10 protein-coding genes and 1 pseudogene are annotated in these 13,530 nt (G+C 60.2%); 3 read left to right on the plus strand and 8 right to left on the minus strand.

Features of this window, described 5'->3' with window-relative positions; genetic code table 11:
- Positions 1 to 3,377 (minus strand): annotated as a pseudogene (locus WNE31_RS06560) (hypothetical protein); the annotation flags it as partial.
- A gap of 280 nt (positions 3,378 to 3,657) precedes the next feature.
- On the opposite strand from WNE31_RS06560, the gene WNE31_RS06565 reads away from it, so the two are divergent.
- From WNE31_RS06565 to WNE31_RS06575, 3 genes are read left to right on the plus strand one after another with little or no spacing between them, the layout of a single operon-like run.
- Positions 3,658 to 4,344, plus strand: coding sequence for a hypothetical protein (locus tag WNE31_RS06565; RefSeq protein ID WP_349978920.1), 687 nt, complete (start codon positions 3,658 to 3,660; stop codon positions 4,342 to 4,344).
- Positions 4,341 to 5,477 (plus strand): sialidase family protein, encoded by a 1,137-nt coding sequence (locus tag WNE31_RS06570; protein ID WP_349978921.1) that lies wholly within the window; start codon positions 4,341 to 4,343, stop codon positions 5,475 to 5,477. Before WNE31_RS06565 ends, WNE31_RS06570 begins: the two co-directional genes overlap by 4 nt.
- On the plus strand, positions 5,474 to 6,064 hold the full coding sequence (locus tag WNE31_RS06575) for a hypothetical protein (protein ID WP_349978922.1): 591 nt from the start codon (positions 5,474 to 5,476) through the stop codon (positions 6,062 to 6,064). Before WNE31_RS06570 ends, WNE31_RS06575 begins: the two co-directional genes overlap by 4 nt.
- Before the next feature lie 15 nt (positions 6,065 to 6,079).
- On the opposite strand, the gene phoB is transcribed toward WNE31_RS06575, so the two are convergent.
- The 7 genes from phoB to WNE31_RS06610 form a co-directional block, all read right to left on the minus strand.
- Positions 6,080 to 6,769 carry a phosphate regulon transcriptional regulator PhoB gene (phoB, locus tag WNE31_RS06580; RefSeq protein WP_349978923.1) on the minus strand — a complete coding sequence of 230 codons (690 nt, stop codon included), beginning with the start codon at positions 6,767 to 6,769 and terminating at the stop codon, positions 6,080 to 6,082.
- A gap of 21 nt (positions 6,770 to 6,790) precedes the next feature.
- Positions 6,791 to 7,504 (minus strand): phosphate signaling complex protein PhoU, encoded by a 714-nt coding sequence (phoU, locus tag WNE31_RS06585; RefSeq protein ID WP_349978924.1) that lies wholly within the window; start codon positions 7,502 to 7,504, stop codon positions 6,791 to 6,793.
- Positions 7,505 to 7,516: 12 nt separating this feature from the next.
- Positions 7,517 to 8,314 carry a phosphate ABC transporter ATP-binding protein PstB gene (gene pstB / locus WNE31_RS06590; RefSeq protein WP_349978925.1) on the minus strand — a complete coding sequence of 266 codons (798 nt, stop codon included), beginning with the start codon at positions 8,312 to 8,314 and terminating at the stop codon, positions 7,517 to 7,519.
- Positions 8,315 to 8,334: 20 nt separating this feature from the next.
- Positions 8,335 to 9,681 (minus strand): phosphate ABC transporter permease PstA, encoded by a 1,347-nt coding sequence (gene pstA, locus WNE31_RS06595; protein WP_349978926.1) that lies wholly within the window; start codon positions 9,679 to 9,681, stop codon positions 8,335 to 8,337.
- Positions 9,678 to 11,138, minus strand: a complete 1,461-nt coding sequence (gene pstC, locus WNE31_RS06600; protein WP_349978927.1) for a phosphate ABC transporter permease subunit PstC — start codon at positions 11,136 to 11,138, stop codon at positions 9,678 to 9,680. Before pstC ends, pstA begins: the two co-directional genes overlap by 4 nt.
- Before the next feature lie 76 nt (positions 11,139 to 11,214).
- On the minus strand, positions 11,215 to 12,252 hold the full coding sequence (locus tag WNE31_RS06605; protein WP_349979185.1) for a PstS family phosphate ABC transporter substrate-binding protein: 1,038 nt from the start codon (positions 12,250 to 12,252) through the stop codon (positions 11,215 to 11,217).
- A gap of 95 nt (positions 12,253 to 12,347) precedes the next feature.
- Complete coding sequence (locus tag WNE31_RS06610) at positions 12,348 to 13,421, minus strand: ATP-binding protein (protein ID WP_349978928.1); 1,074 nt, start codon at positions 13,419 to 13,421, stop codon at positions 12,348 to 12,350.
- Positions 13,422 to 13,530: the final 109 nt, after the last annotated feature.

The raw sequence follows: 13,530 nt of genomic DNA on the forward strand, positions 1-13,530 counted from the left end.
GGGCTGGAGGTGTGGGTGGTGTTGATCTGGAACTGCGAGGCGGTCGCCGTGCCGATCCCGAATTGCAGCACATCCCCTTCGGCGGCATTGTAGTCTTGGATCCAGTCCGAGCCATGGTCGCGAATGCCGATATGGAAGAATCGGTCCGCGCCGGTGCCACCGTTCACGCGGTCATGGCCCCAGCCGCCGTTGACGAAGTCGTCGCCAGCCCCGCCGAAGATCAGGTCGGACCATGCGCTGCCTGTCAGCAGATCCGCTCCGTCGCCACCTATCACGGTATCCGCACCAAAGCCGCCTTCAATGGTGTCGTCGCCAGCGTCCCCGCGCAGCTCGTCATTGCCATAACCGCCCTCGATCAGGTCGTTACCTTCGCCGCCAAAGGCGAGATCGCGAAGGTCGCGATCATCGTCGCCGCCGATCAGCGTGTCGTTGCCAGACCCACCGACAAGCTGGTCCGTGCCGGCACCACCCAGCAGGCTGTCATTGCCATCGCCGCCAAGCAGGGTGTCATTGCCGCCCTGCCCCAGAATGGTGTCATTGCCCGCGCCGCCATCCACACGGTTGTCATCGGGATAGGAATAGATCAGATCATCCCCATTGGTGCTGCCCGCCACGGGTGCAAGGCCAAGAACCTGCGCATAGCTGAGTGTGGTGTCCGTGAACTGGAAGAATTCGACGTTGTTTTCAACCGAGTCCGACCCTTCTGTGGAACTGACGATCACGCCATTCCCGCTGGACCATTCCCGCACCTGAACATCAGTGCTCGCTACCCCGTAAACCGCCGTATCGGTGCCATCGCCGCCGATCAACGTGTCATCTCCGGCACCACCGCGCAGGGTATCATTGCCGCCATTGCCATCCAACCTGTTGGCATAGTCATCGCCGGTCAGGCTGTCATTAAAGCCGTTCGACCCCTCGACGTGTTCAATATTGGACAGCTCGTGACGGAAACTTTCACCACGCCAAACACCTGTGGCGATGCCGGTGGCCAGGTTCACGATTACGGCCTCGACGCCGCTGCGATCATAGCGCACGCGGTCAAACCCGCCGCCGCCATCCAGCGTGTCATTGCCCGCCATGAGAATAAAGCGTTCGTCGGCGTCGCTGCCAAAGACGATGTCGTCTTCCATTGAGGTGCGCAGTTCAGAGGCCGACCCGACAATCGTGTCCTGATCTCCATAGCCGTCATTGCTTACGATGCCCGCCCCGAGATCAATCGCAACGCCGACGCCGGTGCCGGAATAATCGCGATAGTCGAGCCGCACCGTGCCTTGGCTGGCGTCGATGATAATCCGGTCATTGCCAATGGCCCCGCGCACCTGCATCCAGCCGCCGTTCGAAACCGTGACATTCAGAACGTCGTCGTGGTCTGACCCGGTCAGGCCAAAGCCCCAAGCATTCATCGGGTTCATCACGTCAAGAACCGTCGTCGTGGCGTCGGCATTGCTGACCGTGCCGGTATTGGTGACCCCGTTCAGAACGGCATTCACGCCCGTGTCAAAGTCCCAATAGCCGAGTTCGGCAAAACCGTTGACGATCTCGCCAAAGTCCACTGTATCATTTCCGGTTCCGGGCAGGATCTGGTCATAGCTTTGCGCGTTGTCCCCGGGGTTCAGATAATCATCGCCGGGTCCCCCCAAGAGCGTGTCATCCCCTGCCCCGCCACGCAGCGTGTCATTGCCGGCGTTGCCCTGGATCGAGTCATTGCCCGCCAGCCCGTCGATATTGTCATCGCCGTTGCCGCCGATCAGGATATCGTCGCCGTTTGTGGGCGTACCGGTGGCACCTTCGGGCAGAACGATATTGCCGTCATCAAGATGCAGTTCCTCGACCCCGTAAAGCACGTCGGTGCCTTGCGACGATACCACCGTGACGCCTGTTCTTGTGTCCCCGCTGATGGAAAGATCAGCCTGACCCAGCCCCCGGTAAAATGCCTCGTCATGGCCGTCGCCGCCGAACAGGACATCATTTCCGGCACCACCTTCAAGGTCATCATTGCCTCCGCCGCCGTTCAGCGTGTCATCACCGCCGCGCCCCGCAAGATAGTTGTGGCCGCCGTCGCCGGTCAGCGTGTCGTTGAAATTGTTGGTCCCGCGGATTTCCTCGACACCGGAAATCGAGTGCGAAAAACTGTTGCCATGCCACGTTCCCGTGGCCATGCCGCTAGCAAGGTTAACCGATAGGTTTTCAACCCCGTCGCGATCATAACGCAGCACATCCCATCCGCCACCGGCATCGAGCGTGTCAGAGCCCCCATGAAGAATGAACCGTTCATCCCGGCCGCTGCCGGTAATCGTATCGTTCATTTCGGTGCCCTGAATCTCAACGCGCACAGATGCATTGTGTACGTTGATCGTGTCCCTGCCCCCGAACCCGTCATTGGACACAACTCCGGTGTTCAGGTTGATGTTGACCCCCGTCGTTGCGGGCACCCCGAAAGAGCTTTCGACAAAAACAAGGCGCACAACGTTGCCATCATGGATGTTGAACGTGTCATTGCCCCCGCCCCCGGCAAACCCGGCCCAGGTGCTGTCTGAATTGACGCGGACATTGAAGGTGTCGGCGTGGTTGGTGCCCGATATCCAGGCGCCGGTGCCAATGGTCCAGTTCGACGCATCGTGATAGTCCACGATCGTATCGCGCCCGTTCATGCCTTTGTCGACCTCGGCCTCGTCATATCTGTGGTCAAGATTGACCGTGATGCCAGCGTTCAGCTGGTTGTATTCAAGGCGGTAAAAACTGCTGGTGTTCATACCGGTATAGATGAACATGTCGTTGCCCGCCGAGCCCAGCAACAAATCCTGATATTCGTTTAGTCCAGGCACATAAATATCGTTGCCCGCGGTGCCAGTCAGCGTGTCGCTGCCGTCGGTGCCTTCCACAAGGTTTGCGGCTTCGGATCTGACGTTCAGCAGACTGCTGAGTGGGATGTTCACATTCGGCCGCAACGGGCCGGTGGTCGGGGCCGTCGTGATGCCCGTGACCTGGCTGTTCACCGCGTTCATTTCGGCCAGTGAATTGATCGGTGGCAGCGGCGTTCCCCCAATCCCGAACACATATTCGCGCGAGGTGCCGCCGCCGGTATCCACCCAAAGTGTCATGATCGTGGTCTGGTTCCCGCCCCAGCTCAGGCGGCCGATATGGGCTTCGAACGCATCTGTTTCGGGGTCCGCCCCCAGCGCATTCAGAGCATTGCCGATGAACTGGCTGCTGTTGAGGTCGACCGTGCTGGCGCCGCCGTCGCTGACGCCTGTCACGCTGTAGGAAAAGGTGGCCGCGCTGTTGGCTGTCACAATCCTGGATTCCACCGCATGTGCGTCATAAGGTGTGTCGTTCTGGGAATAGATAATGAACCCGGTCAGCGTAAATACATGCATAAGTGTCCCCCCTTAAAAGCATTTTTTGAGCCGCTGCAATAAATGCCGGCGAGCCAGTTATGTCCGCGCCCCGTCAGAGTGTCTCTAATCCGCGTCAAAATCAAGTGACGTCGCGTAATCCCAAAACCCGCAGGCGGAGGCATCCTTGCTCATGACGCCCCTTGGACCTGACCGGGCTTGCACATATATGCCCGTTCAGGCAAACCCAAGGCATCCCGGCGGGCGACAGCGCGTTCTTGCGCGAAACCGGCCTGTCCCTTACACAACTGGCAGCGCGAACATGATGAAAATAAACGAAAAACCAACGGGTCTGGAATACCTGATCTACGGCTTCATGGCCGTGGTGATCTTGGTCGGCATCATCTGGGTCCGCGTCGATCTCGACACGTTCAAGAGCATCTACATACGCGAAGACGGTGTGCTGGAATATTTCACCTCGATCATGCTGTTTGCGGCGTCTGTTCTGATGATTAGCCGGATCGCCCGCATCGGATTTTCCAAGGGCGCGGGTTTCGTCGTGATGAGCGGTTTGATCGCCTTTCTGATGTTCTTTGGCGCGGGCGAGGAAATCAGCTGGGGCCAACGTATCCTTGGCGTGGAAAGTTCCGAGTTCTTTCTGGAAAACAACCGCCAGCGCGAAACCAACTTTCACAACATGGAAGTCAACGGCGTCAACCTGAACAAGCTGATCTTCGGCAAGATGCTGACCACCTTCCTTGTGCTTTATTATCTCGTGCTGCCGCCGCTCTATCGTCGCAAGGAAGGGCTGCGCAACCTGCTGGACCGGTTCTATGTGCCGGTGCCCTATCTGCGCTATGGTCTTGCGCTGCTGATTGCGGGCCTGTCGATCCTGCTGGTGACGGCGTCGAAAAAAGGTGAACTCAACGAGGTTTGCCTCTCGGTGATGTTCTTCCTGACGCTTTATGCGCCGATGAACGCCTATATCTACGACCGCGAGGACACATGACCCCGCGGCGGCGTGTCCTGTCGGCCCTGACCGTGGCCAGCGTCGCCCTCAGTGGTTTGGCGGTGGCAACCCATGCACCGCTTGACTGGGCGTTCGAAGTGGCCCCTGTGCCTGTCTCGGACGCCGAGCCAATGTTTGAAACCGTGTTTGATTACACCTCGCAAGCTGGCGCCGCCCATGCGCCCGCCGTGCGCAATTTCGACGACGGGTTTTCACTGATCTGGTTCGATGGCACGCGGGAATCCCACGAGGATGTGGTCATCAAGGAAAGCCGCTTTTCCAAGGGCGCAGACGGTTGGACCCATACCGACCCCCTGCCCCTGTTGAGCAAGGAAGAAATGAGCGCCGTCTCGGAGCCGCGCCAGGCGATCCTGTCGCTGGGCAATACGATTGCCCAGCATTCCGACCCAAACACCCTGTTTGCCACCGTGGTCTCGGCGGGCGGTTGGGCGGCGGCGTCGATTGCACGGGTGACGGTGGATGGCGATACCGTGACGGGCACCAAGAAACTGTCGCTGTCGCCCTTCCTGAACCGGTCGCATCTGGTGCGCTCGCCCACGCTGTCCTATGCTGATGGCAGCGTCGCAATCCCGGCCTATTTCGAGATGGGCAATTCCTTTGGCGAATTGGTGCGTCTGGACGCAGAGGGTCATGTACGTGACAAGCGCCGCATGACCCAAGGACGGTTCGGCATCCAGCCGGTGATCGTGCCCTTTGATGCCCAGAACGCCGTGGCGCTGCTGCGCAATTTCGACAAGGCCACGGATCGGCTTGTCGGCACATGGACCAATGATGGTGGCCGAAGCTGGAGCAAGGCCGAACTGCTGGACCTGCCCAACCCCAATTCGCCGGTAGCGGCGCTACGCCTGTCGGACGGGCGTATCCTGATGGCGTTCAATGACTCGCCCACCAACACCACGATCCTGAAACTGGCCCTGTCCTCGGATCAGGGGCGCAGCTGGACCCGCATTCACACGCTCGAGCAGGATAACGGTTCGGCCCGGTATCAGATGATGACCCACCTGCCAGATGGCACGATCCTTCTGGTCTACTCCATCGCCAACAAGACCGCGATCCGCGCGCATGTCTTCAATGAATCCTGGGTGCGGGCGCGTGAGGAGGCTGTGCAATGACCGTGGCTTATGAGACCGCCGGGGCGGCCGTCATCATTTTCTGGGTGGTGTTCCGGATCGCCCGCTGGGCTGTGGCAGACCGCATCGCCGCTGCGCTGGCTGCCGCCGTCACCGTCGCGTTGCTGACCGTTCTGGCGGACAGCGCCATAACCTTGATGATCGTTGCGGTGCTCGCGCCTTTCGGCGCCATGCTGCCCATTCTGGCAGGCGCGAATATCCTTGCGAAATTCGGGAGGCCGGTGGACAGGTTTTCCACGGTCGAGATCTTGCTGGCCCTGATCTTTGTGACACTGTTTCTCGCAGCCTCGATCGGCGCGCTGCCCTTTGATCCCTACCGTTTCGGGTATGATCCCCTGCCCGCCGGAGCTGTGGCGCTGGCGTTGTGCCTCTGGGCGCTGTGGCGGGGGCATGTCACGCTCGCGCTGGCGGCGGTTCTGGGTCAGGTGATGTGGATGACAGATACCGGCAGCACCAACTATTTCGACCACGTATCGCACATGCTGTTGGTGCCGGTGCTGGCGATCACGCTGTTGCTGCGACTGGTGGGCATGTTGCGCCCTGCCCGGCCCGCACCGGACAAGGCCTGAGCCGGTCAGCGCCAGTTAGCCAAGGGCATAGCCCGCCCCACGCACCGTGCGCAGCACGTCTTCGCCCCCATGCACACAAAGCGCCTTGCGCAAGCGGCCGATATGTACGTCCACCGTACGGCTGTCGACATAGATGTCGCGTCCCCAGACCCGATCCAGCAGCTGTTCGCGGCTCCAGACACGGCCCGGTTTCTCCATGAAGGTCGACAACAGGCGGAACTCGGTCGGCCCCAGTTTCAGCGGTTTTTCGCAGCGGGTCACGCGATGGGTTTCAGCATCCAGCACGATGTCCTCGTACTCAAGCCGCTGCCCCACGGCCGCAGGGCGGACGCGGCGCAACTGGCTTCGGACCCGCGCCATAAGTTCGAGCACCGAATAGGGTTTCACCACGTAATCATCCGCGCCGGTCTCAAGGCCGCGCACGCGGTCCACCTCTTCCGAGCGCGCCGACAGCATGATGACCGGAATTCCGTTGGTCTGGGGCTTGGTTTTCAGGCGGCGACAGATCTCGATGCCCGAAATACCCGGCAGCATCCAGTCGAGCACGATGATATCGGGGGCTTCTTCCTCGACCAGAAGAAGCGCCTCGTCGCCATCGGCGGCCGATACCACGTCAAAGCCTTCGGCCTTGAGGTTGTAGGACAGGACGTCGCGCTGTGCGGGTTCATCCTCGACAACAAGAACGGTGGGGTGATCGTGGGACATGGGTCTTGATGCTCGGTCTGGTTAGTCGGCGGGGTGCAGTTCCGGGCGATAATGATCTTCGCGCGGGCGGTTTTCATCCGGCATCTCGCCGGTCACCAGATAGATCACCTGCTCGGCAATCGCGGTCACATGGTCGCCCATGCGTTCGGTGTTCTTGGCGATGAAATGCAGGTGCATACAGGGTGTGATGTAACGCGGGTCTTCCATCATGAAGGTCAGGAATTCGCGGAACAGCGCGTTGTACATCTGGTCAATGTCGCGGTCGCGTTCCAGAATATCGCGCGCCAGTTCGGCATCGCGCTGGATATACGCGTCCAGCGCGTCCTTCAGCATCAGTTGCACCTCGCGCGCCATCCGGCGCAGCGCGCCGCGCGCCCCTTCGACAGGGGTCATATGCACCAGAACGCCGGTCCGCTTGGCCATGTTCTTGGCATAGTCGCCGATACGTTCAAGGTTGCCTGCGATTTTCATCACCGACAAGGCCACGCGCAAGTCCACCGCCGTGGGCGAGCGCAGCGCGATCAGCTTGAAACATTCGTCATTGACCAGTTGTTCCAGACGGTCGATGGCCTTGTCGTTTTCACGAACCTGCTCGGCCAGTTCTTCGTCGCGGTTCTTGAGCGATTTCGAGGCATCCAGGATGGCCTCTTCCACGAGACCGCCCATCTTCATGATATGCGCCTGAATCTGTTCCAGTTCGGCGTCAAACGAGGACACGATGTGTTTGTCGTTCATTTGGTGATCTCCTTACCCGATCCGGCCCGTGATATAGCTCTCGGTGCGTTCGTCTTTCGGGTTGGTGAAAATAGTGGCGGTGTCGTCATATTCGACAAGATGCCCAAGGTGGAAAAACGCGGTCTTCTGGCTGACGCGCGCGGCTTGCTGCATCGAGTGGGTCACGATCACCACCGAAAAGCGTTCGCGCAGTTCGTCGATCAGTTCCTCGACCTGCGCGGTCGCAATCGGGTCAAGCGCCGAGCAGGGTTCGTCCATCAGCAGGACTTCGGGTTCGGTTGCCACCGCGCGCGCGATGCACAGGCGCTGTTGTTGGCCGCCCGACAGGCCGGTGCCGGGGGCATCCAGACGGTCCTTGACCTCGTCCCATATGGCGCCACGGCGCAGGGCCCGTTCGACAATCTCGTCCAGTTCAGCCTTGTTCTTGGCCATGCCGTGAATGCGCGGCCCGTAGGCGACGTTGTCATAGATCGACTTGGGGAACGGGTTGGGTTTCTGGAACACCATACCCACCTTGGCGCGCAATTGCACGGGGTCGACACGTTTGTCATAGATGTCTTCGCCGTCCAACAGGATGTCGCCTTCGACGCGGCAGATATCAATCGTATCGTTCATCCGGTTCAGGCAGCGCAGGAAGGTCGACTTGCCACAGCCCGACGGGCCGATAAAGGCGGTGACGGTCTTGTCCTGGATTTCGATGTCCACGTCCTTGATGGCATGGGTGTCGCCATAATAGACCTGACATTTGCTCGCCGAAATCTTGATGTCTTTTTGTTCCACTTTGACCCCCAGGTTCGGTGCGTCGTACATTTTTTGGTTTCCTTCCGGCGTTACCAGCGGCGCTCGAAGCGGCGACGAAGGATAATGGCAATGGCATTCATGATCAGCAGGAACACCAAGAGAACGATGATGGCGCCGGAAGCACGCTCTACAAAAGCAGGGTCCGAACGCTGGGTCCAGTTGTAAACCTGAACCGGCAGGGCGGCAGCGGGGTCAAAGAACCCTTCCGGCGGGCCTGCGGGATATTCGCGCACGAAGGCCACCATCCCGATCAGCAACAGCGGCGCGGTTTCACCAAGGGCCTGCGCTAGGCCAATGATCGTCCCGGTCAGAATACCGGGCGCGGCCAGGGGCAGCACATGATGGAACACCGCCTGCATCTTCGAGGCCCCGACGCCCAAGGCCGCGTCGCGGATTGAGGGTGGCACGGATTTGAGCGAGGCGCGGGTGGCGATGATGATCGTCGGCAGGGTCATCAGGGTCAGCACAAGCCCCCCCACGATGGGCGCCGATTGCGGCAGCCCCATGAAGTTGATGAAGATCGCCAGACCTAGGATACCGAACACGATGGACGGCACCGCCGCGAGGTTCGAAATGTTCACCTCGACAATATCGGTGATCCAGTTCTTCGGCGCAAACTCTTCAAGATAGATCGACGCCGCCACCCCAATCGGCAGTGTCAGGCACAGGACCACGATCATCATGTAGAACGACCCAAGGATGGCCACGCCCAGACCCGAAGCCTCGGGGCGGTTTTCCGAGGCGTCCGCCCAGATCAGGAAGCCCAGATTGAACGAGGTCTTGAGATAGCCCGCCTCTTTCAACTGGTCGGCCAGCATCAACTGCTCGGGCGAGACGTTCTTGTCCAGTTTGGCGGTCTCTTCCGTCACGCGGCCCTTGTAATAGCCGTCGATCCGGCCATTCGCGAGGAACTTGAACGTCACCGTTTCCCCGATCATGTCGGGGTTTTCGAGGACGAAGCGGCGCAACTCGGCCGGCCCTTCTTTCGAGATCATCTTGCCGGCGTCCTTGGCCTTGAGGCCCTCAACACCAATCTCGGGATTTTCGGCGATGATCGTCTCGAAGGATTTGGTGATCAGCGGCGCATAGCCGAAGGTCGACACCTTGGCGATCTTTTCAATGTCGCGGGTGCCCGCCTTGTCCAGCTTGGCCGGATCCAGATAGACATCCATGGTGATGAATGTCTGGCGGAAGGCCGACGACCCGTTGGCAAGGATCGACCCCAGAAGACCAACCAGCGCCAAGATCGCAATCGCGATGGCAATCACGCCATACATGCGGAACCGGGCCTCGGCGGCGTTGCGTTTCTTGGTGCGTGCGTCCTGAACCAGAAGCGAAGTGCTGTGCACGCCGGAATTGTTGGTCGCGTCGGTCATTCGTACTGCTCCCGGTACTTGCGAACGATATAAAGGGCCAGAACATTCAGCCCCAGCGTCACCACGAAGAGCGACAGGCCAAGGGCAAAGGCCACGAGCGTTTCAGGGCTGGCAAATTCTGTGTCGCCGGTCAGCTGGCTAACGATTTTCACAGTGATCGTCGTCATTGCCTCGAACGGGTTCATCGAGAGCTTGGCCGCGGCCCCTGCCCCCATAACCACGATCATGGTTTCGCCAATCGCGCGCGATGCGGCCAGCAGCACGGCGCCGACAATGCCGGGCAGCGCGGCAGGCAGGATCACCTGTTTGACGGTTTCCGACCGGGTCGCGCCAAGCCCGTAAGAGCCGTCGCGCATCGCCTGCGGCACCGCGTTGATCACGTCGTCAGACAGCGACGACACGAAGGGGATCAGCATGATGCCCATGACCAGCCCCGCTGTCATCACCGACGAAGACGAGGTGCCCAGCCCAAGCGGCTGGGCAAAGTAATCGCGCAGCAGCGGGCCAACCGTGATCAGGGCAAACAGGCCGTAAACGATGGTCGGGATCCCGGCGAGGATTTCAACGGCGGGTTTGACGATCGACCGCACCCGCTTCGAGGCGTATTCCGACAAGTATACCGCCACCAGCAACCCAATCGGCACGGCAAAGATCAGCGCCACGAACGACACATAAAGCGTGCCCCAGAGCAGCGGCGCAATCCCGAGATCCGACCCGCCGGTGAATTGCGGGTTCCAAGTCAGGTTGAAGAAAAAGTCCTTGGCCGGATACAGCCGGAAGAAATGCGCGGTCTCGAACAGCAGCGAGGCGATGATTCCGACCGTGGTCAGGATCGCCACGGTGGAAGACAGGATCAACAGCGCCTTGACCGCCGCCTCCGATACGTTGCGCGCGCGAAACTCAGGGCGGATGCGCATCAGCGCAAACAGGAACCCGGCGACAGACAGCGCCAGAACCACAACCGACATGGCCACGCGCAGTGTCGCGGTGATCGCGCGGTATTCCTTGGCGGCGGCCAGCACGTTCTGCGGAATGTCCGAGGCCACTGCGACCCCCACCTCGGCCAGCACGGCGCGCACATTTGTGGCGCCCGCGTCAAGGGCATCAATCTGGGGTTCGGTCAGCGCGCCCGCGACCACCGCCACGTCCAGACCGTCCGAAATCCGGCGCACATCGGCCATCACGAGGTCAAGCGAGGTCGTCTCGGCCAGCTTGGCCGGATCAATCATCCCGCTGACCTGGCTTTCAACGTAAAGCGGCTGCAACAGCAGCCAGGCAAAGGATACCAGAAGGGCCGGAACAGCAGCTGCCAGAAACACGGTCTGGCCATAATAACTGGGCAAGGAATGCAGCTGTCGCACATCCCCCCCGACCATCGCGAGGGAACGTTTGCGCCCCACGAAAAAGCCGACGGTCGCGATGGCGACCACGGCGAGAAGAACAAGACCGGCGCTCATGGAATCTCCGACGGGTAGTCAAAAAAGGTTGAGGGTGGCGCCGGACCATGGCGCCACCCGGTCGTTTCGGGCGCGCTTAGTTCAGCGGAGCCATTGCGGTGCCGTTGGCAACCATTTCCTGGGTCTTGGCCAGCTCGGGGTCAGACACCAGACCGTACTCGGCCAGCGGGCCGTCGGGGCCTGCGATCTCGTCCGAGACGAAGAAGTCGATGTATTCCTGCAGGCCGGGGATCACACCCAGATGCGCGTTCTTGACGTAAAAGAAAAGCGGACGCGACACGGGATATTCACCCGAAGCCACGGTTTCGGTCGACGGGGTCACGCCGTCCATGGTGGCCACGATCAGCTTGTCGGTGTTGTTCTGGTAGAACGACAGGCCGAACACGCCGATGGCCTGCGGGTTAGCGTCCAGTCGCGCGAGGGTCTCGGTATAGTCGCCGTCGATATCAACCGACACACCGTCGGTGCGCAGCGCGTGACAGGCTTTCTTGCCGGCTTTCTTGTCGCCGCCATTGGCCTCGACCAACAGGTCCAGCGCGCCGGTGGCTTTACAGCCGGCTTCCAGAACCTTCTTGTCGAACACTTCGCGGGTACCGTGCTTGGTGCCGGGGATGAAAGCCAGAACGTCTTGTGCAGGCAGGTCGCCGTTCACGTCGGCCCATTGTTTGTTCGGGTTGGCAACCAGCTTGCCGTCAACCACGACTTCTTTGGCCAGCGCATTGAACCAGTCGGCGGGGGTGAAGGCAAAGGCCGGGCCGTTGATGTCCGAGGCAAACACGATGCCGTCATAGCCAAAACGTACTTCCATGATTTCGGTCACGCCGTTCGAGGCACACAGGTCGATGTCCGACTGTTTGATGCGCGAGGACGAGTTCGCGATGTCGATGGTGTTTTCGCCAACACCTTCACACATGGCCTTGCGACCTGCACCCGAACCGCCACCTTCTACGACGGGGGTCGGGAAATCAAAGTTCTCGCCAAACGCTTCGGCGACGATGGTGGCATAGGGCAGAACGGTCGAAGACCCTTTGATCTGCAGCTGATCGCGGGCAGAGGCGGTGGTGGCAGCGGCGATGATGGCCAGTGCCGAAGCGGTCAGTTTTACGGACATGATATGTACTCCATTGGTTTTGGCCTTGTGTGCACAAAGCCTCGGGAGCGGGTGCTAAGCCCCTCGGGCTAAGCTTTTGTGACGGGTATGTAACGCTTTTATGACAGGGTGCCGGATGGGGCGCGGTTTTCCTGTTTTTTAGGCAAAATAACCGTGAAAGTTGATCCCTTCCCCAAGGTACTTTCAATCTGAAGGCGACCGCGATGGCGATTCAGAATGTGTTTCACGATGGCCAGACCCAACCCGGTGCCCCCCATCTCGCGCGAGCGATGCGAGTCGATTCTGTAGAATCGTTCGGTCAGGCGCGGGATATGCGCAGAATCGATGCCCGGCCCGTTGTCCGAGACCGAAATCAAAAGCGCAGGCGTGCGCAATACGTGATCGCGCGGCGTTTCCGACAGGTGCACATCGACATGCGTGCCCTGTCCCCCGTATTTCAGCGCGTTCTCGACGAGGTTCATGAACACTTGCACCAATTGGTCCGCGTCCCCCACCACCATGGGCAGTGCTTCGGGCGCGGAATAGGTAAAGGTGCCGCCGTTTTCCTCGGCCACGGTGGACAGGTTGCGCAGCACCGATTTCAACACCTGATCCAGATCGACCGACGCCGTGGGGCGCATCCGCGCGTTTTCCTCGACCCGGCTCAGCGACAGAAGATCGCCCACCAGCCGGTTCATGCGGCTGGCTTCGGACGACATGGTGGAAAGGAACCTTTCCTGCGCTTCGGGATCGTTGCGCGCGGGGCCCTGCAGGGTTTCGATAAAGCCAAGGATCGCGGTCAGCGGCGTACGCAGCTCGTGGCTGACATTGGCGACAAAATCGCGGCGCATCTTGTCAGCCTGCAACATGTGGGTCACGTCTGTGAAACACAGCAGCACCCCGTGCATCCCCCCGCCCGACACTTTCGAAAAGGTCACGTCATAGCGGATGTTATGGGGGCCGTCATGGTGGTGATAGACCGCCGATTGCCTGTCCCCCTGCACGAGGCAGGCCTCCAGCGCATCAATCAGGCCGGGCTGACGAAACACCAACACAAAGGGGCGTTGTTGCCCTGCATTGGCATTCAGCGTCAGGGCCGCCTTGTTGGCCGCCATGATCCGGGCATCCGCCCCGACAAACACCGAAGGCAATGGGATGCCATCGACAAAGGATTGCGCAAGGTCAAGAGACATGAGTCCGGTCCGCGGTAAGGTCGCCCAAAGACTTTCCGAGACTCGGGGGTTTGTAAACTGGGCAAGACAAAAGTTTCACCCAGTTGTTACAAATCGCACTTTTAACATT

The organism is Shimia fortis, from assembly GCF_040225985.1.
GTDB lineage: Bacteria > Pseudomonadota > Alphaproteobacteria > Rhodobacterales > Rhodobacteraceae > Shimia.